The sequence below is a fragment of the Providencia sp. PROV073 genome (assembly GCF_033688125.1).
Lineage (GTDB): Bacteria > Pseudomonadota > Gammaproteobacteria > Enterobacterales > Enterobacteriaceae > Providencia > Providencia hangzhouensis.
Window position 1 is genome coordinate 3,860,746 of record NZ_CP096353.1, and the last position, 26,125, is coordinate 3,886,870.

Consider the following 26,125-nt stretch of genomic DNA (forward strand, 5'->3'; position numbering starts at 1 on the left):
CCTGCTTTTAATTGTTATGTATAATAATTTTAATCGCGTCACCTTTTTGAGCGGTTGCCATGGCCTCGTTGATCTCATCTAAAACAAATCGGTGAGTCACTAATTTCTCAATATCAATTAAGCCAGAAGAAATCAGTGTCAAAGCTTGTTGGTATCCTTCCCGGCTTAACGCACTGGCTCCCGTAAGAATAAGCTCGTTGTAGTGAATAATATTGACATCAATTTGCGCCATATCATCTTTTGAAAAACCAGCGAACAAATTAACACGCCCGCCTTTTCTAGCGAGTTCCAACGCAGGATTAACTAATCCAGGGATGCCAATGGCAATAATCACAACATCTGCCCCCACACCTTCCGTCAAGCCTTTTACGACATCCCGTAAGTTTTCTTGCTGGCTATTAACGACGCGTGTTGCACCGCAATTTAACGCAGCCTGTTGGCGCTGTTCATTGAGTTCACTCACAATAATATTTGTCGCACCTGAGAAACGCGCAAGTTGCACGTGCATTAACCCGATAGGCCCCGCACCAATAATGACCACCGTATCACCGAGCTCAATACCCACATTTTTTTGTCCATTGATACAGCAAGCTAACGGCTCAGCTAACGCTGCGGCTTCAAAAGACATCCCTTGCGGTATCTTAAAGACGTTACCCGATGACAATGCAACCTCTGGTATTCGAACATATTCCGCAAAAGCGCCGTCAAACTCATAACCGATAGCTTGGCGATTTAAACAGACATTTTCTTTACCAATTCGGCAATAAACGCAAGAACGGCATGGTACTACAGGATCAACAGCGATTGCGTCACCGACTTTTAGGTCAGTCACATTTTCACCGACTTCGACAATTTCCCCTGAAAATTCATGTCCTATTACAGAAGGGTAACGCACACCTTTAGTTTTTTTACCTGAAATAATCCGTCCGTCAGTTCCACAAATCGCGGCTGCTTTGACTTTAATAACCACATCGCCTTTACCAACTTGTGGATATTTAACGTCTGCCACTCTAAGTTCATTAGGCGCATACAATACCGCTGCTTTCATTTTTCCTCCCCCATGCATAACAGCTATGAACGTTAGTTATTTGCCACCAGCTTGCTTATATTCCGCGATAGCTTGGTCAACCGAACAATCATCATTAATTAATGCATTCAGAGCCTTAATGACTGCTGTTGGGTTTTCGTGCTGCCATACAAAGCGCCCGTATGTCACACCACCAACACCAATATCTAATGCTTTACGTGTATTTGTTAGGAAGCTAACAAGATCACTCCCCATATCACCACCAGCTAAAGCAACCATTGCTGGGCAGCTATCAACGACTGATTTAAATGTCTCAGGAGAACCTGACCAAAGTGTTTTGATGATATCGACACCTAGCTCAGCGCCTGCGCGAACACAGTAAGCGAGATTTTTCGCATCAAAACTATCTTCAATCATTGGACCTTTTGGATAAATATGCGCGACTAAAGGCAGTCCCGCGGAAGCAGCGGCTTTTGATACTTGACCTAAAAATGTCAATTGCTGTGCTTGTTCAGGTCCTCCCATAATACAACCGACTGAAATTGCATCTGCTCCTAAACGAATCGCTTCTTCAACGTCAGCAACGGGTGTGTCATAAGCTTCATGGTAAGGTATGGAATAACTTGTCGCTTTCATGATGATAGAAACATCGGAAGCAACATACGGGGGATAAACCTTTTCAATAATACCTTTATGCATCGTAATGGCATCAGGTGCACCCGCAACAACCTGTTTCATGACAGATTTAATATCACCAATTCCCGGTAATACACCACGTGTAATCGGATGATCCATAGTAATCGCAAGAAGGCGGCCAGATTTTTTATTTAATAATCTTTTTAAACGAATTTCTTTTCCTAAAAACATATTAATGACCTCTTTAAATCAATGAGTGAATTAATTAACTAAATTTTGAGGATGGCCAGATAAAAAGGCTTCGATATTGTCCATCATCATGTCTGATAAGGTTTGTATGGCTTCAAAACTAGCCCATGAAATATGAGGGGTAAGAATAAAATTTGATAACTGAGTTAATTTCATCATATAGCTTTCTTTTTCGGGTGGTTCTGAAATACAAACATCAAACCCTGCACCTAATATTTTATTATTTATTAGAGCGCCATATAATGCTTCTTCATTAACGATCCCACCTCGTGCTGTATTAATTAAAATACAAGACGGCTTCATCTGTTCGAATTCTGAAAAGCTAATTAAATCCTTGGTGGATTTGAGTAATGGACAATGAATAGAAATAATATCACTTTTCGAAATAACATCTTCAAATGGTGTATATAGTGGGCCCATATTATTCGTTCCTTTGTATGTGGAAAACAACACCTTCATACCAAAAGCTTTTGCGATATCAGCAACTGCCTTACCTAAGACACCATCACCAATAATACCAAGCGTCGACCCAGCTAAATTATTAATTTTATAATCAAAATAACAAAACTGGCCTGATTCTTGCCAACGACCATTTCGTACTGATTGTGCATAGGCTAATAAGCTACGACGTAAGGCTAAAATCAAGGTAAACGTATGCTCAGGCACTGTATTTATTGCATAATTTCTGATGTTAGAAACTAATATATTACGCTCATTACAAGCACCAATATCAATCACATCCGTTCCTGTTGCAGCGACAGAAATGAATTTGAGTTGCTTTGCAGATTCAATAATTTTTTTAGTGATTTTTACTTTATTGGTAATAATAATGTTTGCATTTTTCACTCGCTCAATAATTTCATCTTCCGATGTTTTCCCATATAGTTCTAAACTATATTCTTTATTTATTTTCTTAATATTTATTCCTTCAGGGAAAGTGTCATGATCGAGAAACACGATTTTAACTGTCATTTTTATTACCACCCAATTAATCAACAAAATGAATGTCAATTAGACTTTTTGATTTAATAAAATTATATAATTCGCTTATCAGGAAGGCATTGTAAGAATGACTAGTTTTTAACGTGAAAAATTGAATATAATTGTGCAAATGCACAATTTGTTATGAATTCGATCACAAGAATGTGATGAATAAAAAAACCCCATCTCCTATGAGATGGGGCGCCAAAATAGCAATATTTGTTGTTTACACAAGAACAAGTTGTACAAAAGCAATGTATTGGCCCACCTCCTTGTGGAACCCAAACCTAATGGCGATTTCTCACCAATTGATACCGACGAGTCAGGTATTCGATAGGTGCACTCCAAATGTGCACTAAACGGCAGAATGGGAAGAGTAAAAATATCGTCATCCCCAACACAATATGCAGTTTAAAAACAATGCCAACCCCTTCAAGGTAATTGGATGCCCCCCAATGGAATGTCACAATAGACTGTGCCCATCCCACTAATTTCAACATTTCGCTACCATCCATATGTTGTGCTGAGAATGGAATGGTAAGTAATCCTAAGCAAACTTGCACCACCAGCAAGGTTAAGATCATGATGTCACCAAAGGATGAAGTTGCTCTCACTCGTGGGTTTGTCAGGCGGCGCTTCAATAGCATCGCGCCACCAATTAACATCATCACACCTGCTGATCCCCCACCTATCATCGCCATTAACTGCTTAATGTGCATTGGCAGAAAAGATTCATACATCCAATGAGGCGTTAACATACCTAAAAAGTGCCCGACAAAAATCCCAATAATCCCCAAATGGAATAAGTTTGATGCCAAACGCATGTTCTTTTTATCCAACATTTGGCTGGAACCCGCTCGCCACGTGTATTGCCCGTAATCGTAACGTAACCAACTACCGACAATAAATACCGTCCCAGCGATATAGGGGTAAATATCGAAGAAAAATTGATTGATAAAATTCATTTTTGAACTCCTACATGGCTGCCCACACTGAGATCCAAATACTGTGGTACCACCGCATTGGCGAAGCGATGTTGATGCGCTGCAACTTCGCTACCACATGTTTTTTCATCGGCAAAAAATTTCACTTGCTCCTCTTCCCAAACTGCATCTAGCGCCTCTGGGGTATCATCCCGTACTTCGGTTGCTACTTGTTTGCTTAATTGCTCCGCAGCAATGTCGCTATGGGAAAGCTCAAGTAAAAAATCAAATAAAACAGAGAAACGGCTTTCTCGCTGTTTCAACCTTTCCCCTAACAGCGCTAAAATTGGCGCAATATCCTGTAACCCCTCGATAGTTTCATCGGTCGGTAATGCCGTGAGGTATTCCAAATAAATGGGCAAATGATCGGGTAATTCACGGCAATCAATGTGCAAACCCTGTTGCTGATATTGAGCCATTAAATCAACCATCGCTTGCCCTCGGTCTCGGGATTCGCCATGTACATGCTCAAATAGCAATAATGATGTCGCGCGCCCTCTATCAAACAGTTCACAATATTGCGCCTGCATATCAAGTAAGTCTTCGTTGAGATACTCACGCACAAACACCATCAGTTGAACAGCCCGTGTGACAGGCAGCTCATCAGCCTGTTCTAGCGCTTCAATGAGCTCATCACGATGTAACCAAAGCGCTTCCGAAGGGTATTCCAATAACCGAGAAATCACTTTTAGTGTCATCATAGTGCTTTCTCCTGATTATTTTTTGGTGTGATATCAATGGCGTCAATGCGCCTGCTATTAAATAAATTCGCTTTGCTATCGCTGCCATGGCAACCATCACCAAAACTAAAGCCACAAGCTTTCGCTTCAGGGAATGCTTCACGCGCCAATTCTCGATGACTGGATGGAATGACAAAACGGTCTTCATAGTTAGCAATGGCTAAATAGCGGTACATTTCTTGTGCCTGAGCTTGTGTTAAGCCGACTTGCTCTAATGCACTGGTATCACATTGGTTTTCCACGGTTTCTGCCCGTTTGAAATGGCGCATCGCTAACATACGTTTTAACGCCAATAACACCGGTTCGGTATCCCCTGCGGTTAACAAATTCGCAAGGTATTGCACTGGAATGCGTAAACTTTCGACATCCGGCAATACACCTTTATTAGCTAATAGCCCTGAATCCGCCACTGACTGGATCGGTGACAAAGGTGGTACATACCACACCATTGGTAACGTGCGGTATTCAGGGTGTAATGGCAGAGCTAAGCGCCATTCCATCGCCATTTTGTACACTGGAGATTTCTGTGCCGCATCGATCACACTTAATGGGATCCCTTGTTTTTGCGCTTCTTCAATCACTTTTGGATCATGGGGATCAAGGAAAACATCAAGTTGGCTCTGGTAAAGGTCGGTTTCCTTTTCGACACTGGCAGCCGACTCAATTTTATCGGCGTCATACAGCAATACCCCTAAATAGCGGATACGACCAACACAGGTTTCAGAGCAAACCGTTGGCATGCCTGACTCAATACGTGGGTAACAGAAAATACATTTTTCTGATTTACCGCTTTTCCAATTGAAATAGATTTTTTTATACGGGCAACCAGTTAAGCACATACGCCAGCCACGGCATTTATCTTGGTCAATCAAAACAATACCGTCTTCTGAGCGCTTATAAATTGCACCACTTGGGCAGGTCGCGACACAAGCTGGGTTTAAACAATGTTCACACAGGCGTGGCAAATACATCATGAACGTATTTTCAAACTGCCCATACATCTCTTTCTGAATATGTTCAAAGTTTTTATCTTGGGCTCGTTTGGCGAATTCACCGCCTAAATCATCTTCCCAGTTTGGTCCCATTTTCACGTTACTCATTCGCTCACCAGTAATTAATGAACGAGGGCGTGCTGTCGGTACGTGCTTACCTTCTTTAGCATTTTTTAAATGGCCGTAGTCATAATTAAACGGCTCATAATAATCATCCAAAGCAGGTACATCTGGGTTAGCGAAGATTTTTGATAAAACGCCAACTTTGTTCCCCATACGTGGAACCAATTTACCCTTAATGGTGCGGATCCAGCCTCCTTTCCATTTTTCTTGGTCTTCCCAATTATGGGGGTAACCAATACCTGGTTTGGTTTCGACGTTATTAAACCATGCGTATTCTACCCCTTCGCGGCTAGTCCACACGTTTTTACAGGTCACTGAGCAAGTGTGACAACCAATACATTTATCAAGGTTTAGCACCATGCCGACTTGAGAACGAATTTTCATTATGCTTTCTCCTTTCCGCTCAAGGTCTGCTGGTAGGCATCACCTTCACCATCCAGCCAGTCAACCTGTTTCATTTTGCGAACAACCACAAATTCATCACGATTAGAACCTACGGTTCCGTAATAATTGAAGCTATAGGCAAGGTGCGCATAGCCGCCGATCATATGCGTAGGTTTCGGGCAAACACGCGTGACCGAATTATGAATTCCGCCACGTTGAGCCGTAACTTCAGAGCCTGGTAAGTTGATCAGTCGTTCTTGGGCGTGGTACATCATGATCATGCCATCAGGAATACGTTGGCTAACGATCGCTTTAGCGGTTAATGCACCATTACTGTTAAAAGCTTCAACCCAATCGTTATCTTCAACACCCAGTTCGCGGGCATCTTCTTCGCTAAGCCAAACAACTGGACCACCGCGGCCTAACGTCAACATTAATAAGTTGTCGCTGTAAGTAGAGTGGATCCCCCATTTTTGGTGCGGTGTTAAAAAGTTCAGTGCTTTTTCTGGGAATCCATTGGATTTTTTCCCCATAAGTGGCTGAGCCGCTCGAGTGTCAATTGGTGGACGATACACCACAAGGCTTTCCCCAAAGGCGCGCATCCATTCGTGATCTTGATATAATTGCTGACGACCACTGAGCGTCCGCCATGGGATCATTTCATGCACGTTGGTGTAACAGGCATTGTAGGAAACATGTTCATCTTCCAACCCTGACCATGTAGGGCTTGAGATAATTTTACGCGGCTGCGCAACAATATCGCGAAAACGGATTTTTTCGTCTTCTTTATAACGAGCAAGATGAGTATGGTCGCGGCCCGTTACTTTGCTTAATGCATCCCATGCTTTTACTGCCACTTGCCCATTGGTTTCAGGTGCAAGTGTTAAAATGACTTCCGCGGCATCAATTGCCGTTTCAATTTTTGGCCGCCCAGCATTGGTACCGTCAGGCTGGGTTTTATTGAGTTTTTTCAAGAAATCAATTTCATCTTGTGTATTCCAATTGATCCCTTTACCACCATTACCCAATTTATCCATCAATGGGCCAAGAGAGGTAAAACGTGCATAAGTATTTGGGTAGTCACGCTCAACACAGATAATATGCGGCGCTGTTTTCCCTGGAATAAGCTCGCATTGCCCTTTTTTCCAATCTCTAACATCAAAAGGCTGTGCCATCTCGGCTGCACTATCATGTTGAATCGGCAGCGTCACCACATCCGTTTCTTTGCCTAAGTGCCCAACGCTGACCTCAGAAAATGCTTTGGCAATCCCCTTATAAATTTCCCAATCGCTTTTGGATTCCCAAGCTGGGTCGACTGCAGCTGATAATGGGTGAATAAATGGATGCATATCCGAGGTATTCATATCGTCTTTTTCATACCAAGTAGCAGTCGGTAAAATAACGTCCGAGAACAGGCAGGTGCTCGACATTCTGAAGTCGAGAGTCACCACTAAGTCAACTTTCCCTTCTGCCGCTTTATCTTGCCATTCCACTTCTTCTGGTTTGACGCCGCCTTGTTGGCCTAAGTCTTTGCCTTGAATACCATTTTCAGTACCCAATAAATATTTCAATAAATATTCATGGCCTTTCCCTGCGGAACCCAATAAATTTGAACGCCAAATAAACAGATTTCGTGGGAAATTTTGAGGGTCATCAGGTTGCTCTGAAGCAAAGCGAATATTCCCTTCTTTCAACTGTTTAACAGTATAATCAGTGGGTGACATTCCTTCACTTTGTGCATTCTTCGCAATATTCAATGGGTTGACATTTAATTGTGGTGCTGACGGCAGCCACCCCATGCGTTCTGCACGTACATTCATATCAACCAAACTGCCGCTAAAGGCTTGCTTATCGGCTAGAGGCGATAACAACTCTTCTGTTGCGACTGTTTCATAACGCCATTGGCTTGAATGGTTATAAAAGAAAGATGTGCTATTCATATGGCGAGGTGGGCGCTGCCAGTCCAAACCAAAGGCTAAAGGTAACCAACCCGTTTGTGGCCGTAATTTCTCTTGCCCAACATAATGAGACCAGCCACCGCCGCTTTGCCCAACGCAACCACAGAAAATCAACATATTGATAATCGCACGATAGGTCATATCCATGTGATACCAATGGTTAATCCCTGCGCCAACAATCACCATAGAACGGCCATGGGTTTTCTCTGCGGTATCGGCAAACTCACGCGCTATGCGAATAATATTTTGGCGGCTAACCCCTGTGACTTTTTCCGCCCACGCAGGTGAATACGCTTTCATATCATCGTAATCAACCGCACAGTTTTCATCACCAAAACCACGGTCAATACCGTAGTTCGCTAGCATTAAATCATAAACACTAGTAACCAATGATTCGCTACCATCAGCTAACTGAATACGTTTAGCGGGCAGTTTATGTAATAAAACATCTTTAAGTTCAACATGCTGGAAGTGCTCACTTTCTAAGCCACCAAAGTAAGGAAAACCAACATCGACAAATTCATCATGGCTATCTGCCAAGCTGAGTTTCATTTTAATGTTATGTGCATCTTGTCCAGCACGCGGTTCTAAATTCCATTTTTGGCCACCATCCCAACGGAATCCCATTGAACCTTGTGGAGCACATAATTCACCTGTCTCTTCATCAATCGCAATAGTTTTCCATTCGGCATTTTTTTCTTCGCCTAATGAATTATGTAAATCAGATGCCCGTAGCATGCGGCCTGCGGCATAAGAACCATCTTCACGCTTATCTAGCATGACAAGCATCGGCATATCGGTATAAGTGCGCACATATTCACGGAAGTATTCCGCTTCACGTTTTACATGGAATTCATTGAGGATCACATGCCCCATCGCCATTGCCATGGCGCTATCCGTTCCTTGTTTCGGGTTCAACCAATGGTCACATAATTTGGCAATTTCCGCGTAGTCTGGCGTCACCGCGACCGTTTTCGTCCCTTTATAACGCACTTCTGCAAAAAAGTGTGCGTCTGGCGTACGCGTTTGCGGTACGTTAGAACCCCAAGCAATAATATAAGACGAGTTGTACCAATCCGCTGATTCAGGTACGTCAGTTTGTTCGCCCCACGTCATGGGTGACGCAGGTGGCAAGTCACAATACCAGTCATAAAAACTTAAGCATGAGCCACCAATTAACGATAAATAGCGAGCACCCGAGGCGTAGGAAACCATCGACATCGCGGGAATTGGTGAAAAGCCAACAATGCGGTCAGGACCAAATTCTTTAATCGTCGCGACGTTCGCTGCCGCAATCAGTTCATTCACCTCCTGCCAGCTTGAGCGAACAAAACCACCACGACCACGAGCTTGTTTATAGCTTTGTGCCTTCTGCGGGTCATTGATAATAGATAGCCACGCTGCAACAGGGTCTTGCTGCTCCGCTTTTGCTTCACGCCATAGTTTAAGTAAGCGCTTACGCATCATTGGGTATTTAACACGGTTTGCGCTATATAAATACCAAGAGTAACTCGCACCACGAGGGCATCCTCTCGGCTCATGATCAGGTAAATCTGGGCGAGTTCGTGGGTAATCCGTCTGTTGAGTTTCCCAAGTCACTAACCCATTTTTGACATAAATCTTCCAGCTACAAGAGCCCGTACAATTGACACCATGGGTGGAACGCACGACTTTGTCATGCTGCCAGCGGCTACGATAACCATCTTCCCAATCACGGTTTACATTTAACTCTTGCCCGTGATCACCTGAAAAGGTTTCGCCCAACTGCTTAAAATACCGAAATCTATCTAAAAACTTGCTCATCGGATTGCCTCCAAAGAGACGGCGACCGGCGCCGTACATTGCTAAAATTGATTTTTATGACTTGTTATTATTTGTGTTTACGGCCGTATACCAGCCATGTGATAAACACACAGGAAAGATAAAATATAAAAAACACTTTCATTGCATCTGCCGGTGAACCCGTCAGTGTTAATGATGTACCGAACGCTTTTGGAATAAAGAAGCCACCTATTGCACCAATAGCAGAGATAAACCCTAAAGCTGCAGCACTTTCTGTTACCGCCTCTTTTTGGGCTTCTTGCTCTGAAGCTCCTCTTAAGATGGCTTTGTCCATGGTTAATTTACGAAAAACAACAGCAATCATTTGGAAGGTTGAGCCACTGCCTAGCCCTGCTGTTAAAAACAGCACCATAAATACGCCATAAAACGCCCCGAAAGAGCCTCCTTGACCGTTTTCTGGTAACGTAAAAAACAGCAAGCCGGAGAAAACAGCCATGACCACAAAGTTCAGTAATGTGACTTTCACACCACCAAAACGGTCAGATAACATGCCACCGACTGGGCGAGCTAACGCACCGAGGAAAGGGCCAAAAAAGGCAAACTTCAAGATAATGACGTCTGGAAACTGGGTTTTCGATAACATCGCGAAACCAGCAGAAAAACCGATAAACGAGCCGAATGTCGCCAGATATAACAGGCTTAATACCCATAGATGGCCACGTTTCAAAACAGGTAATTGTGCTTTAAGAGATGCCTTATTAGCCGCTAAGTCATTCATGCCAAACCAAGCCATCACCGTAAAAAGCAGTAGAAATGGCACCCAAATCCAAGCAGCATTTTCTAACCACAACGTTGAGCCATCAGGCTGAGCCGCTCCAGTCCCACCAACGAAAGTAAATACACCAACACCAACGATAAAAGGCGCCACCAATTGCATGACGCTGACCCCTAGATTTCCTAGCCCACCATTTAGGCCAAGTGCACCGCCTTGGCGAGCTTTAGGGAAAAAGAAGCTGATATTGGCCATGCTGGATGCAAAGTTAGCGCCGGCAAAACCACAAAGTAGGGAAATAATGACAAAGACTTGATAAGGCGTGGCAGGGTTTTGAATCGCATAACCTAGCCAAATACATGGGATCACTAAAAACAGCGTACTAATAGCAGTCCAACGGCGCCCACCAAAAATAGGAATAACGAATGAATAAGGGACTCTTAATAAAGCACCTGAAACGGAAGGTAATGCGGTTAATAAAAATAATTGGTCTGTCGTAAAATTAAAACCCACTTTATTTAAATTAACCGCAACTGCACTAAATAACATCCATACGCAAAATGCAAGCAATAAACATGGAATAGAAATCCATAAATTACGATTGGCAATACGCTGCCCTGTTTGCTGCCAAAACCGAGTATCTTCAGGACGCCAATCCTGTATAACACCATTATTTGACTGTGCAGCTACACTATTAACATTATCTCGTTGAGACATAAATCACCCCGATAAATACAATTTCTGCTCGCAGTGTGTGGCGAATAGACCACCGTGAAGCTGATCTAAATCAAGAGAGATTTAAATGAAATATGCGTGATTTTTCTCGTTAACCACCAGAGGAGTATTAGGAGTACAAAACAATAATTGATTGAATTAAAACAAAAAAATTCATTGCCAGGTAATTTTATTTGTTGAAATTTAAAGCGAATAATTCAATGGGATATTAAGGAGTAATACCGAAGTGGCATATTCAATTTTATATAATAGAGAAACAATATCTACGTTATCAAAAATAATAAATAAACGTATAGAGTAGAAAGGATCATTTATGTCTATTGCTTATCACCGATTTTCAATCATTAACCAAGTTATTGGTTTAATGCTATTGATTGCCGTACTCGGTATTATTGGCATGACAATTTCAAATAGTATGATTATTAGTGTGCAAGGAAATGCACATGCAATAAATAAATCAGGCTCATTGCGGATGCAAAGTTATCATTTACTTTCATTAGTGCCACTCAACCAATATTCTGACGTATATGTTAGTGAGCTTGAAAAAAATTTATTAAGCAATGAACTAACACAAGTTGTCGATATAGAAGATTTAAATCCGCAATTTGCTGAGCTTTATCAATATTGGGTTACAGAATTAAAACCTGCACTTAACCATGCAGTTTCTCCTAATGATGCACGTCTCGCGGTCGTTACCTTTGTTAATAAACTCGATGCATTAGTTCGTAATATTGATGAAAAAACAGAACGAAAAATAACCTATGTAGCAATCACTCAAATGGTATTTATTGGCCTCGTTTTATTGCTACTTATTTTTGCTATCTGCCATTTTAGAAAGAAAATTTATACACCTTGGCTTAAGTTACTTCATATGGTGAACGCGATTAGTCACCAAGACTTTAGTCAGCGCTTTCCTGTAGGCAAAAAACAAGATGAGCTAAATTCACTGGGCCATACGTTAAATCAAATGTCGGATGAGCTCGCACAGAGTTACCATCAATTAGAATCTCGAGTTATCGAAAAAACCGCCGATCTGCAAAAGAAAAATAAAGTATTACTCTATTTATACCAATCTAATCGAACCCTACATGCCATTGGGCCACTATCAATCAGGTTAGAAAAAGTGTTATTTGAGCTTAAAAGCTTAATACCACTGCAAAATATTAGATTGAGGCTATATGAAGAAAACAATGATGCCTGCTTTCATGAAATTCATTGTCCTGAAAACAAGGATCAATATCTCAATTCACCCAAGATGGCTGAACACCTTAAAGTAATATCATGGGAGATTTCTGATAATTTACAGCGTTATGGCATGATTTTAGCTGAAATGGATATAAACCAGCCATTATCTGAAGAACAAAATAATTTAGTGCTGATGCTAGTTAAACAAATCGCTGGAATGCTAGCGATGGAGCACCAATTAGAGCAACAACAGCAGTTACTGATTATGGATGAACGATCGGCGATTGCGAGAGAATTGCATGATTCCATCGCACAATCATTATCTTGCCTCAAAATGCAAATTAGTTATCTACAAATGCAACCTAAAACATTGCCAACTAAGCACCAAGAACTATTAAACGAAATGCGCAATGAAATAAATTCCGCTTATAGTCAATTACGTGAGCTTTTAACAACCTTCAGACTAAAATTAACTGAACCAGGCCTATTCCCTGCCTTAGAAAGCACAATCCAAGAATTCAGTCAGCGCCTTGGTTTTCAAATTGGATTAAATTACCAAATTCCAGCCAAAAGCCTCTCTCCACATCAATCTATTCATATTATCCAGATAATCCGAGAAGCTTTAAGCAATATTCTCAAACATGCTAATGCAAACTGGTCACAAGTCTCATTAATCGAAAATAACGGATTAATCACCATGACAATAGAAGATAATGGGGAAGGTATTCAGCCTCAGCCAACAAAAAATAACCATTATGGATTGATTATTATGAGAGAAAGAGCGCTAAGCCTAAATGGGAAATATCAAATTTCCCCAAGAGTTCAGGGTGGCACTATTGTTAATGTCGTATTTCCACTGACTGTGGCTTAATTAAATTGGAGTAACTCATTAATGAAAAATGAAAATAAACTAACTGGGCAATCTACCATTTTACTGATTGATGATCACCCGATGCTACGTAATGGTGTTAAACAATTAATTAGTTTAGAACCCACATTAAAGGTAATTGGTGAAGCAGACGATGGAATAACGGGTATTAAAATTGCGGAAGAACAAGACCCAGATTTAATCCTATTAGATCTCAATATGCCTAGTATGAATGGCTTTGAAGTACTCGATAATTTACGTAACCGCGAACTTTCAGGCCGTATTATCTTATTTACGGTGTCCAATTATGGCGAAGACTTAATTAATGCGTTAAAACGAGGTGCTGATGGCTATTTACTCAAAGACATGGAGCCTGAAAAATTAATTATTGCATTAAAAGAAGCCGCAAGTGGTAAAATGGTCGTTAGCCCAACGCTCGCTTCCATTTTAGCTGAATCTTTAAGAGATAACCGAGCCCCTACAGAGCATAATCTATCAGCACTAACCCCAAGAGAAACCCATATCTTAGATTTAATCTCACAGGGGCTATCAAATAAGATGATTGCGAATAAATTACAAATCACAGAGAGCACCGTCAAAGTCCATGTCAAACACTTACTAAAGAAACTTAATTTAAAATCGCGCGTTGAAGCCGCTATTTGGGTTTTACAACAAAAGTAATGATACGGCTCCTTAACTTAATGCATCGAGCCATGGCTGTTGTTTTGGGTAACGTCGACGGTAGCCATGCATCGCAACAGATAACTGAATGAGATCCGTAAACCTTGTCGGGTCCAAACTGGTTTGCTTTTTAATTTGTTGTAACCGATAACTTAATGTATTTCTGTGAATGCCTAATTGCTGCGCGGTGCTACCTATTTCGCCATTTTGCGATAAAAACAGCTCAAGGGTTTCAAGCAAAATATCGCCCGAATCATGCAACAATATTTTATGGCAAATATCTAAAAAGAAATTAAATAGATAGCTATTTTCCAATTCATTAAAGAGGCATAAAGATGCCATTTCTTTAAATAAAAAGACTTGTTTATCGGGAACCGTTAGCCGTCCAACTTCAATAACTGAACGTGCAAAATGTACTGCATCCCTCACATGTTCTTGCGTATCTGCCTGAACACCAACACCAATATAATATTGGCTAAGTTGGCTATCTAGAATGAAATGAAGATTAGAAATAAACGATTCATTTTGATAATGCGTTGATGGGAATAGCATCAAAATTTCGCGGCTATTGAGTAATAACACATCACTTTTTTCCATAGCTGATAATTCAGTAATGATCGTATCGAGTATTTCTGGGCGGTACTGAATAGCTTCAATATTAATAATCACAGGAATAGTCGGTAAAGTGAACGCAAAACCGGAATTATGTAATTTTAGTAATGCACTGCGCCCCTGTGCTGGCGTTGTGCTTTCTATAAACTGGACAAATAGCATGTCACGCAAACGATGCTGCCAGTTAATACTACGCCGCTCAATTTCTTGTTGAATTAGCAGCTCAGCCGTCAGTATAGCGAGCTCGGCATAACGCTGGATCACAACAGGGTCACCACTCACGCCAATCACTAATTCCACTTTATCAGCCACAACAATCGGATGGTTTATCCCCGGTGCCACATTCGAATAAGCTCGTGCTTCATTTTCATTGTAGATGGTGATCCGTTTGCCGCAGCGGATCACTTCCACTGCGGCTTCATGGGTTTCACCAATACGCTTTTTTTCACCTGAAGCGATAATCACGCCCTGACTATTAATCACATTGACGTTGTGATGGATAATTCCCATTGCACGCGTGACAATATCATTGGCTAGTTTTTCAGTCAGTAGCATATTACCGCCTCACTTTAGGGTTTTATTTGCATATTCGGATTTGCGAGTACGGTACGCAGCAAATTTTCTGCTGTATCTGCCAAATAACGTTCACCATTTGTCATGGCTTGCTCAAGGGAAACTGGCCCCGGACAAAGCGACCACATTGCGGTAATGCCATGTTGGTATAGGATACGGCTATCTTCACTATACCCCCCACAAAGCGCAATGACAGGCACACCATAATGACTGGCTATACGAGCCACTCCCACAGGAGCCTTACCATTCGCACTTTGACTGTCAAGCCGCCCCTCTCCTACAATGACTAAATCCGCCTGTTGAATATAAGATTTTGCGCCAAGGAGCCCCAAAACGAGATCGATTCCTTTTTCGAGCTTTGCCGAAACAAACCAACGAAGCCCCGCACCTAATCCACCCGCTGCACCACTGCCAGCCTCCAGTGAAACATCTTTTCCCGTTATTGCTGACATTAATTTCACATAGTGAGCCATCCCAATTTCAAGCTGGTCAAGTGTGGCTTGGTCGGCCCCCTTTTGGGGACCATAAACATAAGTAGCACCATTTTTGCCTAATAAAGGGTTTTCAACATCGCAAGAGACATTAAATTCAACCTTAGCGGCTCGCGAGTCAAATTTATCAAAATCAATCTTTGCAATATTAATGAGGTCTTTTCCGCAAATTGGCGTCTCAATAAGCTGAGAATTTTTATCGTAAAACTGAGCACCCAATGCTTGAGCAAACCCAGCACCACCATCATTAGTTGCACTTCCTCCTATCCCGATAACAATACGAGAACAACCCATATCGAGTGCATGCTTGACCATTTCACCCAAGCCATAAGTTGAGGCATTTTCAACTCGACGATGCTCACGTTGAACGAGTTCCAGCCCACAACATTGCGCCATTTCGATAAAAGCGGTTTTTCCCTCCAATACTAATAACCCTGCATCAACCTTACTACCATAAGGCCCAGTACAGCTAAAAATGTAAGGTGTTACACCAGAAAGCGCGGGGCTATTCTCCAGTGACTCCAACAAACCTTCTCCGCCATCAGATATGGGTAATAACGTCATATCTAACTCAGAGGATACACGCTTGAAACCCTCAGCAACGGCTTGACATGCTAACCTTGCAGAACAACTTCCTTTAAAGGAATCAAGTGCGATAACAATTTTCATGCAGACTTTCCTATTGTAAATGGCGATGTTGAATTATTTGCTTTCCACTGAAGTCGATACTTGTAATGGCTCAGCTTCGCTCATACCGTTAGTATTCACTCGTGACGCAATAATCGTTCCGATAACTAGCAAACCGACACCAAACCATAATCCAGAAGTGGCTGTTCCTGTATAATCTTCAAAAAAGCCAAGAATGAACGGGCCAAGGAAGCCGCCAAACAGCCCTAAGCAGTTCAATAGTGCCAAACTTCCCGCTAACATGCTGCCACTCATATAAGTCGGAGGAAGCGAGAAAATAATCGATTGAACCACAAAAAACATAAATGCCGTTAAGCAAAAGCCAATTAAACCGACAACTGGGCCACCCAGTGCACCAATCACTAACCCTACGGCCATTACTGCATAACCTGAAATTAAAATACGTGATGAACGACGCGGTGTATTAGCTTTTCTCGCGACAAAAATGCCACCAATTGCGGCTGAAATCCATGGAATCGCTGTTAATAAGCCGATTTGAATAGGTGTTAATTTGCCATATTCACCGATAATAGTCGGTAAAAAATAACTTAAACCATAGACCGAGAACTGGTGAGTAAAATAGATAGCAACAATCATCATAAAGGCTTTATTCTTAAATGCCGCCTTGAGTGAGAATTTACTGTTACTCACACTAATACTGTTTTTGTCTTGATCATGTTTATATTTAATATAATTCCGATCATCTTCATCTAACCATTTTGCATCTTCTGGTTTATTCGGCAACACGAACCACACAACAAATGCTAGGATAACTGCTGGCAAGCCTTCAATAACAAACATCCATTGCCAACCATGGAAGCCTAATAAGCCATCCATACTCAGCAATAAACCACTCAGCGGCGCCCCAATAATATTTGCAAGACAAACCCCGAGTAAAAATAACCCTGTTGCTTTAGCCCGTTCTTCTTGGCTAAACCAATATGTCATATATAGAATAACCCCAGGATATAAGCCCGCTTCAGCCGCTCCCAGTAATAACCGCAAGATATAAAAAGAAGTCGGCCCCGTGACAAACGCCATCGCCGCAGATAATAACCCCCAAGTGATCATGATCCGCGTGATCCAAAAACGCGCGCCTACTTTCTCCATTATCAAATTACTTGGGATCTCAAGAATCGAGTAGGTTAAGAAAAAAAGCCCCGCACCAATACCAAACGCGGTTGCAGATAATCCTAAATCAATCGACATCGCATTTTTTGCCATGCCAATATTTGTTCGGTCAATAAAGCTAATAATGTACGCTAAAATCAACAACGGCATCAGGTTACGGTATATCTTTGCGTTGGTTTTTTTCCCCTGAGCCACATAATCTAACTTTGCATTTGTAGAAAACATAGATAAGATCCTCATGTTGTAGTGAAACAGGTACGGCTCTTGGCAATAAGTGACATACCTGTTGTTTTACTTCAGCAACAGCCCGACGCCCCACGTCGGGCTTTCTGCTTGCAGCTTTTCTTATTCTCTTTCGAACAACATTGATATCCCTTGACCACCACCGATACACATAGTCACTAACCCGGTAGTAACCTGACGGCGTTCCATTTCATACATTAACTTCACAGGTAAAATAGCCCCACTGGCACCCACTGGATGACCCAGAGCAATTGCCCCACCATTCACATTCACTTTAGTGCTATCAAGAGACAAATCATTCATAACTGCAATGGCTTGTGCAGCAAATGCTTCATTTAGCTCAATTAAATCAATGTCTTTTACATCCATTTTGAGCTTTTCCATTAATCGACGGGTTGCTGGCGCGGGTCCAAAGCCCATAATGGCCGCTTCACAACCTGCTACAGCCCAATCGACCACTTTCATTCTTGGCTTCAGACCACGTTTTTCCGCTTCTTCACGACGCATCATCACTAATGCCGCAGCACCATCATTGATACCTGAAGAGTTTGCTGCCGTAATCACACCATCAGTTTTAAATGCAGGGCGCAATTTTGCTAATTTTTCACGTGGTGTATCACGCGGATGTTCATCGGTATCAAAAATACGTGTACCTTTACGGCCTTCGGGTATTTCTACTGGTAATATTTGGTCAGAAAAATAACCGGCTTGAATCGCTTTTAACGCTTTTTGCTGGCTATCCCATGCAAAATCATCCATTTCTTCACGGGTAATATTGAACTGCTCTGCAACATTTTCTGCCGTCATTCCGTTGTGGTAAGGGCCTTCTGGCCAAGTTAGGATGGACGTTAACCCATCTTCCAGTACATCATTTCCCATGCGGTAGCCATAGCGCGCTTTGCGTAAGTAGTACGGCAGCATTGTCATATTTTCAGTACCACACGCCACCACAACATCTGATTGGCCGGTCTGCAACAACATCATGCCATCGGCTAACGCTTGTAGCCCTGAACCACATTGGCGGTTAACAGAATAAGCGGTGGTTTCTTTTGGTAACCCTGCTCGCAGTTGGCAAATACGAGCGATAAAACCACTTTCTGCGATTTGCCCAACATTACCCACAATGACTTCATCAACATCTTCGGGAGCAATTCCAGCTCTTTTCACGGCTTCACGGATAACCACCGCCCCGAGGTCATGTTGATGCGTATTTGCAAAACTTCCCCCCATCGTGCCAATTGCCGTTCTCACACCACTCACAATGACAATATCATTCGCTTGTTTCATTATTTCCCCCTATAACACCATTCCGCCGCCAACATTGATTACTTCGCCATTGATATAACGCGCTTTATCAGAGGCTAAAAATGCAACACATTGTCCAACATCGCGCGGATCTCCTGCAAAACCCGCAGGTATCTTGCTGATCATGATGTCCCACACTTTTTCAGGCACACCACGGGTCATATCCGTATCAATAAACCCTGGGCAAATCGCATTGACTGTGACCCCTTTACGGGCGAGTTCACGACAAGCCGTTTTAGTCAGGCCAATAACCCCGGCTTTGGATGCAGCATAGTTGGCTTGCCCAACATTCCCAAGCCAACTCGCCGATGAAATATTGACAATTCGGCCGCTTTCTTGCTCACGCATTAACTTTGCCGCCTCTTGCATGCAGTTAAATGTCCCTTTCAGATTGATATCAATCACTTTGTCCCAATCATCTTCCGTTAATTTATGCAGCATGCCATCTCGGTTGATCCCCGCATTATTTACCAGTACATCAATCGCCCCAAAATGCGCTAATGCGTTAGAAAATAAGGCATTTACCTCTTCACGTTTGGCAATGTCACAAGGAATGAAAATGGCTTGATGGCCTTGCTCTTGTAGCTGTTTTGCACTTTCTTCACCTGATGACATGGCTAAATCAGAAATAACGACTTTTGCCCCTTCTTCCGCAAGTACCTGAGCAATCGCAAAACCAATACCTCTTGCAGAACCCGTCACAATGGCGACTTTATCTTTTACTAACATGGATAAATTCCTCTTTAATATTGAAACTACAAATACGAAACCAGTCCAAAAGGCGCTTCTTCAAATAGTGAAGAAGACATCACTTTCAAATCAGGAGAAATTTCAGGTACGAAGTCCATATGGGCAAGAATGTCACGCTCTAGGTCAATACCGGGGGCAATTTCAACCAGTACCGGGGTTTTTCCCCCTAAAGTGAACACCGCACGTTCCGTGACAAAATGCATGGTTTGGTTAATATTTCGCGCGACATCCGCATTCCATGAAATTTGCCGTACTTGGTTAACTAACTTTCTAATATCCCCTTCCCGCACAATATTTAATTGCCCATTTTCACAACGAATATCTAACCCTTTTGCTGTGAACGTTGAGCAAAACACCACGTGTCGAGCATTTTGGGTAATATCAATAAACCCACCTGCACCAGGGCAAATATTGCCTAACAACGTCGCATTGACATGGCCACTGGCATCCATTTCCCCTGCGCCCATATACGTGATATCAACGCCTGCACCGTTGTAGTACAACATTTGGTCTTGGTGACTAATCATCGCTGACAGGTTACGGCCTATGCCAAAATCAATACCGCCTGCTTGGACGCCCCCCCAAATCCCTGACTCCACGGTGATATCGACGCGCTTGGTTGCATTTTCTTCCTGAATAATTGAGCCAATAACATCGTTTGGAATACCCGTTCCTAAGTTAATCACGCAGTTTTCGTATAGATAACGACATGCAATTCGCCCAATCAATTTGCGAATATCTAAAGGTAATGGCGTAGTTTGTTGGATAGGCGTGCGAATATCACCGCATAGCGTTGGGTCAAAAAACCAGCTCGAAGACTGGCGATGGTCTTCTTCAGGGTTATCACACACGACAATATGATCAATAAAGCTCGCAGGAACAGTGACACGCTTGGGATGTAAAGTCCCTTCTTCAACGCAATATTTCACTTGTGCAATCACTTTGGCACCAAAGCGTTTAGCCGCCAGTACCGCATGCAAGACCTCTAGGGCCATGGCTTCTTCATCGGTGGTGAGGTTGCCTTTACTATCAGCGTGAGTTCCTCTGATCACCACCACATCTAAGGGAATTTCTGGGTACCATAACCATTCTTCCCCTTTGAAATTCACTTTTTCAACCAAAGGGGGAAGTACCAACGTTTTAGCGTTCATCCTACCGCCTTCAAGGTCAGGGTCGATAAATGTTCCTAACCCTACTTTGGATAAGCGCCCCGGTAAGCCCGCGGCCATTGCACCATATAAATGCACCATTTGCCCTTGAGGGAGGCAATATGCTTCAACTTGGTTGTCATTAATCATTTGCATCCATCGAGGTGCTAGCCCCCAATGGGAACCAATAATCCGTTTCACCATCCCTTCATGGGCAAAGTGTTGATTCCCTCGAATACGGTTACATTGCCCAGCTGCGTGAACCAGTGTTAATTGATTTGGTGTACCCTCGGATAAAAAGCGTTGCTCAATTGCTGATAAAATAGATTCAGCAGCACTGGTTAATGTCATTCCCACAGTACAAATTGTATCGCCATTATTAATTAATTTAGCGGCATCTTGTTTAGAAATAAATTTATTATTCATGATAAAACCTACCTGAAGGCTAATATTTCATAGCCCCTTTTTGATTAATTAAAAACTAATTTATATTTTAGTTATTTAAAGAGTAATATCGTAATTTCAAATCTTTCTTGCTTATTTTCCCATTCCAAGTTCTAGGGAAGTTACGCGTAAACATAATTCTTACTGGAACTTTATACGTTGGCACCCTATCTTTTAACCACTCAATAATTTCTTTACTGGTTAAACACACTTGATTCTCAGGAATAATAAATGCAATGGGTTCTTCACCATAAATTGTGCTTTCAATTGGAATAACAGCGACCTCATTAACTCCTGGATAATTAGAAATTAAATCCTCGACTTCAATAGAATATATTTTTTCACCACCACGGTTAATCATATCTTTAATTCTATCTTGAATATAAAGAAAACCATCATTATCCATATAGCCAATATCCCCTGTGAAAAACCAACCATCATTAAATGATGTGGTATTCGCAGGACTATCCGGCCAATAACGTTGGATAACAACATCCCCCTTAACCCAAATATTACCTGTGCAGTTCGCGGGAAGATTTTCACCTTTATCATTACGTATGGTCACCTGTAACCCAGGGACTGGTGTACCAGAGCTAGACTTCTTATCGCTATAACGAATATCTTCACGAAATACAGTTGCTGGTGAAGAGGTTTCAGTCAAACCATAAATAGAATGAATGGATGTTTTAGCAAATATATAAGAAAGCTCTTTAATCGTACCTTCATTTAAATGCCCTGCACCACAAGCAATCATTTTTAATGAATTAAATCTTTCTAGGTTAATGCTTTTATTTTCTTTTATTTTCTGAATTAACAATATAAATACTGTTGGAGAACCATGTAAAAATGTTATTTTTTCTTTTGCAATTGTTGAAATAATATCTTTTGCATTGAATTTTTTATGAAGATAAATCGTCCCACCAATATGGATAAATAACGCCAAAATAGCAGAGAGGCCAGTAATATGATAAATCGGCACTGCTAAAATTGTTTTATCGTGTTCAGATAGCTTTAATGTTTCCTGATAGGCATATACTGCAGACAATATATTTTTATGCGTGATCACCGCACCTTTTGGCGCCCCTGTTGTACCCGAGGTAAATATTATAACAGCAGGGTCTTCTTCATTAACTTGGTTAATAAAATTAATTTCATCAGTGAATATTACATTACGCCACTGAGAAAGACTCACCCCTTTTGCACTGAGCTGTGCTAACCATGGTTGATATGTATCATCCCAAAAAACAGCATCTGCATTAATACAAGACAAATGCTCTTTACCTTCAAACTCTTTCATTTTGGTACTCAAGGGAATTACCTGAATGCCCAGACCTACCGCGGCATAAAATAATTGGCAAAACTCAATCGTATTTCCCCAGCCAAGTACAATTCGATCGCCTTTTTTCAACTGCACGGTGGTTGTTAGCCACAACATTGTTTGGTTTACTTTCACAAGTAATTGGTGATAACTCCAACTTTGCTCTTCAAATACAATCGCAACAGCGTCTGGCTGCACTTTTGCTCTCTGTAATAAGCTTTGGTAGATGTTTGAATTTGGCGCAAGCATGGGCACACTCCGATACACCTGAATATGACTGATATGCTATCAATGTATAAAATACACTCCGATAAATTAGTGCCAATCTTCACAAATTATTCACACCCTTTTTTTATTTGAATTAGTGATCTGCACAATTCGCTTGTTAACAAATTTTTAACTTAAGTCTCATTTTAAGCTCTGGTTTTTATTGCAAATGAACATATTTACCTTTTGTTATTATCAAGCCATCCCAAAAAACATATAAATTCCTATGAATAGCTCGGTCATCATTGTGCGTATATACAATTACTCATAAACCCAAAAATAGTTTAGAACTAATAATTAACTCTTTCGTTTATCCCCTATGTGTTCTTGCACTCTGTGCTATTTATCCTACCCACCAAAGCAAATATGATAAAAACAGTGGAGAATTCACGACAGATTGCTACAGTGGGGGGCCTTTATAATTAAAGAATTGATGAGAAAATAATCGCCACCTTTGAAAATGGTTAAGGAGATAACTCATGGCAAACACCCCCTATATTCCCCCGAGAGTCTGGCAATGGGAGCAAGGTAATGGCGGAAAGTTCGCCAATATTAATCGCCCAATTTCTGGTGCAACTCACGAAAAATCTTTACCTATAGGTAAGCACCCACTACAGGTATATTCATTAGGAACTCCCAACGGACAAAAAGTCACTATCATGTTAGAGGAGCTATTAGCCCTTGGCATTAAAGAGGCTGAATACGACGCTTGGTTAATTAATATTGGTGAAGGCGACCAATTTAGTTCGGGTTTTGTTGAAATTAACCCTAACTCAAAAATCCCGGCGTTAGTCGACAGAAGCGGTAAAGAGCCTATCCGAGTATTTGAATCGGGTTCCATTCTGACCTATTTAGCTGAAAAATTTTCTGTTTTTTTACCCACAACTCAACCAGAACGCGCTGAAACCTTATCATGGCTATTCTGGCAAATGGGTTCAGCACCTTTTGCAGGTGGCGGTTTTGGGCATTTTTATGCCTACGCCCCTGAAAAATTTGAATACCCTATTAACCGCTTTGCGATGGAAACTAAACGTCAATTAGATGTATTAGACAAGCGTTTAGCAGAACACAAATATGTCGCAGGCGAGAACTATAGTATTGCAGATATCGCTATCTGGCCATGGTATGGCGCTTTAGTGAAAGGTTGGCTTTATGATGCTGCAGAATTTTTATCTGTCCATGAATATAAAAATGTTATTCGTTGGGCTGATGAAATCTATGCACGCCCAGCGGTACAGCGCGGCCGCCGTGTTAATCGCCTACAAGGTGACCCCGCACAGCAAGTACGCGAACGCCACGATGCGAGTGATATAGGTTAGGAACCACTCTTAATCCACTGAATTATAAAATAGCACAAGGTAAGTTAATTAGTGCTTACCCTGTGCTAACTCTACATGTCATCGACTATAACGCCCCTGCACCCATTGTGCGCATAACATCAAGCTCAAACTTATCAGTACAGCTAAACACGCCATCGCCATGCCACTGCCAATTGAGCCTTGCTCAAATTGACGCCACACAAAGATAGACACCGTCTGCATACCGGCTGGGGCGAGTAATAGCGAAGAAACTAATTCACGCGAGGCCACGGCAAACACTAACATCATGGCAGCGACAAGGCTCGGTAAAACTAATGGAAACAAGATCAAACGCAGCGTTGTCACCGCAGATGCGCCATGCACCCGTGAAGCATCTGCTAAACTGCCACCAATCTGTGTTAATGCTGCACTGCAATAGCGAACTGGGTAAGGCAGTAACAAACAGCTATAGGCAAGCAATAAAATGCCCCATGTGTGATAAGGCGTTATTGGCCAAAAAGGTTGGTTCCACGCGAGGATCATCCCTACCGCTATCACAATTCCTGGAATGGAAATAGGTAACAAAGACAGCGCATCAATCACAACAGCACCACGAATGCGCTGAGCAACCACCAGCCAAGCACAGAGAAACCCGAGTACCCCAGTGAAAACAGCGGTTAACGTCGCCAGAGAGAGGCTCGTCCATAATGCAGACAAAGCTTCAGTTTGTGAGTCGATTAACCCAGAAAAGTGCCTGAATGTTAAGTTATCCCACGCCAAACCACCAGACACTGTAGAAGAAAATGCCGTGCCAAACATCGCTAGCAATGGCATTCCTACCGCAAGAAATGCGGTTAAAGCAAATAGCCCAACGACTGGCCAGCGCCAGTAACCAAGTGAGCGAGTCACCACTTCTGCCGCTTTCCCTGTGGTGGTGGCTACGTTTTTCCCTGATACGATAGAACGCTGTAATGTATAAGCAAAAATTGCCACACTGGCTAAAATCAACGATAACGAGGCCGCTCCGGGTAAATCAATCGGCCAATCCGCCAAGCGCTGCTCTATATCCGTAGTTAAAACACGAATACCATTCGAGGCACCAATGGCGGCAGGAATGCCATATTCTTCAATCGCCAAAGTAAAAATCAGCAATAACCCCGCCGCAATAGAGGGTAACGATAATGGAAGCGTCACTCCGAAAAAGGCATTCCAAGGAGAAGCCCCATGCACACGAGCCACATCGGCAAGTCGGTTACCATTCGCTGCCATGCTTTTCGACACCGCAAAATACAGAACTGGGAAGAGGTTTAGCGCCATAATCCCCATCATTCCACCCAGTGAGAAAATCGCACTTCCGGGGTTCACACCAAATAGCTGTTGGGAATAACCATTAGGTTGTAACGTAAGCATCCACGATAATCCAGCAATATAAGGTGGGATTAAAAAAGGAATAAGAAACAGTAGATCCCAACCTTTGGCGAAAGGGATATTAAACAGCCCGCGTAATGCCCCTAACGGAATAGCGATAATGGCGCTGATTGCTGCAACGCCTGTGCCTAGTGATAATGTATTTTGCAGTAATGATGGAAGCTCTGGCTCGTTGAGTAGCTGAATAATAGGCTCTAGCGGCTGGACAAACTGCCCTTGCCCTAATTGTGGGAAAATAGCCTGCAATACAATAAAGCATAATGGGATCACCACTAAAACCACTAATGTGGCCATCACCAAAAGCGGTAGAAAACGCGTTTTTGTCATTGAATAC

At 42.1% G+C, this 26,125-nt stretch carries 19 protein-coding genes; 3 read left to right on the forward strand and 16 right to left on the reverse strand.

All coding sequences use genetic code 11. The features are described from left to right. Positions 1–7 precede the first annotated feature (7 nt). From M1F17_RS17705 to M1F17_RS17740, 8 genes are all read right to left on the reverse strand, one after another. On the reverse strand, positions 8–1,048 hold the full coding sequence (locus tag M1F17_RS17705; RefSeq protein ID WP_166184798.1) for a zinc-dependent dehydrogenase: 1,041 nt from the start codon (positions 1,046–1,048) through the stop codon (positions 8–10). 36 nt (positions 1,049–1,084) lie between these two features. After that, positions 1,085–1,894, reverse strand: a complete 810-nt coding sequence (locus tag M1F17_RS17710; protein ID WP_004259316.1) for a class I fructose-bisphosphate aldolase — start codon at positions 1,892–1,894, stop codon at positions 1,085–1,087. A gap of 30 nt (positions 1,895–1,924) precedes the next feature. Further along, a complete protein-coding gene (locus tag M1F17_RS17715; protein ID WP_180312156.1) occupies positions 1,925–2,884 on the reverse strand; it encodes a D-2-hydroxyacid dehydrogenase in 960 nt (319 codons plus the stop codon). 296 nt (positions 2,885–3,180) lie between these two features. Then, positions 3,181–3,858 carry a respiratory nitrate reductase subunit gamma gene (gene narI / locus M1F17_RS17720; RefSeq protein ID WP_004259342.1) on the reverse strand — a complete coding sequence of 226 codons (678 nt, stop codon included), beginning with the start codon at positions 3,856–3,858 and terminating at the stop codon, positions 3,181–3,183. After that, positions 3,855–4,577, reverse strand: a complete 723-nt coding sequence (narJ, locus tag M1F17_RS17725; protein WP_004259346.1) for a nitrate reductase molybdenum cofactor assembly chaperone — start codon at positions 4,575–4,577, stop codon at positions 3,855–3,857. The genes narI and narJ overlap by 4 nt, the downstream gene beginning before the upstream one ends. Continuing rightward, positions 4,574–6,115, reverse strand: a complete 1,542-nt coding sequence (narH, locus tag M1F17_RS17730; RefSeq protein WP_004259350.1) for a nitrate reductase subunit beta — start codon at positions 6,113–6,115, stop codon at positions 4,574–4,576. Before narH ends, narJ begins: the two co-directional genes overlap by 4 nt. After that, positions 6,115–9,876 carry a nitrate reductase subunit alpha gene (locus tag M1F17_RS17735; protein WP_137019289.1) on the reverse strand — a complete coding sequence of 1,254 codons (3,762 nt, stop codon included), beginning with the start codon at positions 9,874–9,876 and terminating at the stop codon, positions 6,115–6,117. Before M1F17_RS17735 ends, narH begins: the two co-directional genes overlap by 1 nt. Positions 9,877–9,943: 67 nt before the next feature. Further along, a complete protein-coding gene (locus tag M1F17_RS17740; RefSeq protein WP_094962389.1) occupies positions 9,944–11,344 on the reverse strand; it encodes a NarK family nitrate/nitrite MFS transporter in 1,401 nt (466 codons plus the stop codon). 331 nt (positions 11,345–11,675) lie between these two features. Between M1F17_RS17740 and narX the strand changes: the two genes are divergently transcribed. Next, positions 11,676–13,418 (forward strand): nitrate/nitrite two-component system sensor histidine kinase NarX, encoded by a 1,743-nt coding sequence (gene narX, locus M1F17_RS17745; RefSeq protein WP_004259358.1) that lies wholly within the window; start codon positions 11,676–11,678, stop codon positions 13,416–13,418. Between the two features lie 21 nt (positions 13,419–13,439). After that, complete coding sequence (gene narL / locus M1F17_RS17750) at positions 13,440–14,096, forward strand: two-component system response regulator NarL (RefSeq protein WP_004259360.1); 657 nt, start codon at positions 13,440–13,442, stop codon at positions 14,094–14,096. A gap of 12 nt (positions 14,097–14,108) precedes the next feature. Here narL and M1F17_RS17755 read toward each other — a convergent pair whose 3' ends face one another. From M1F17_RS17755 to M1F17_RS17785, 7 genes are all read right to left on the reverse strand, one after another. Next, positions 14,109–15,263, reverse strand: a complete 1,155-nt coding sequence (locus M1F17_RS17755) for a CdaR family transcriptional regulator (protein ID WP_004259365.1) — start codon at positions 15,261–15,263, stop codon at positions 14,109–14,111. A 14-nt stretch (positions 15,264–15,277) separates the two neighbouring features. Next, the gene (locus tag M1F17_RS17760) at positions 15,278–16,441 is read right to left on the reverse strand and encodes a glycerate kinase (protein ID WP_318837090.1); all 1,164 of its coding nucleotides are present in this window, start codon (positions 16,439–16,441) and stop codon (positions 15,278–15,280) included. A gap of 33 nt (positions 16,442–16,474) precedes the next feature. Continuing rightward, positions 16,475–17,815 (reverse strand): MFS transporter, encoded by a 1,341-nt coding sequence (locus M1F17_RS17765; RefSeq protein WP_004259371.1) that lies wholly within the window; start codon positions 17,813–17,815, stop codon positions 16,475–16,477. Positions 17,816–17,935: 120 nt separating this feature from the next. Beyond that, the gene (locus M1F17_RS17770) at positions 17,936–19,120 is read right to left on the reverse strand and encodes a thiolase family protein (protein ID WP_153674139.1); all 1,185 of its coding nucleotides are present in this window, start codon (positions 19,118–19,120) and stop codon (positions 17,936–17,938) included. Between the two features lie 9 nt (positions 19,121–19,129). Beyond that, a complete protein-coding gene (gene fabG, locus M1F17_RS17775) occupies positions 19,130–19,867 on the reverse strand; it encodes a 3-oxoacyl-ACP reductase FabG (protein WP_004259376.1) in 738 nt (245 codons plus the stop codon). 26 nt (positions 19,868–19,893) lie between these two features. Beyond that, positions 19,894–21,462: an acyl CoA:acetate/3-ketoacid CoA transferase gene (locus M1F17_RS17780; protein WP_094962384.1), complete on the reverse strand. Its 1,569-nt coding sequence runs from the start codon at positions 21,460–21,462 to the stop codon at positions 19,894–19,896. A 67-nt stretch (positions 21,463–21,529) separates the two neighbouring features. Beyond that, entirely contained in the window at positions 21,530–23,047 is a 1,518-nt protein-coding gene (locus M1F17_RS17785) for a class I adenylate-forming enzyme family protein (RefSeq protein ID WP_096864442.1), read from the reverse strand. 497 nt (positions 23,048–23,544) lie between these two features. Here M1F17_RS17785 and yghU point away from each other — a divergent pair, with 497 nt between their 5' ends. Then, complete coding sequence (gene yghU, locus M1F17_RS17790) at positions 23,545–24,384, forward strand: glutathione-dependent disulfide-bond oxidoreductase (RefSeq protein ID WP_318837091.1); 840 nt, start codon at positions 23,545–23,547, stop codon at positions 24,382–24,384. 78 nt (positions 24,385–24,462) lie between these two features. Here yghU and M1F17_RS17795 read toward each other — a convergent pair whose 3' ends face one another. Further along, positions 24,463–26,118, reverse strand: a complete 1,656-nt coding sequence (locus M1F17_RS17795) for an iron ABC transporter permease (RefSeq protein ID WP_318837092.1) — start codon at positions 26,116–26,118, stop codon at positions 24,463–24,465. Positions 26,119–26,125: the final 7 nt, after the last annotated feature.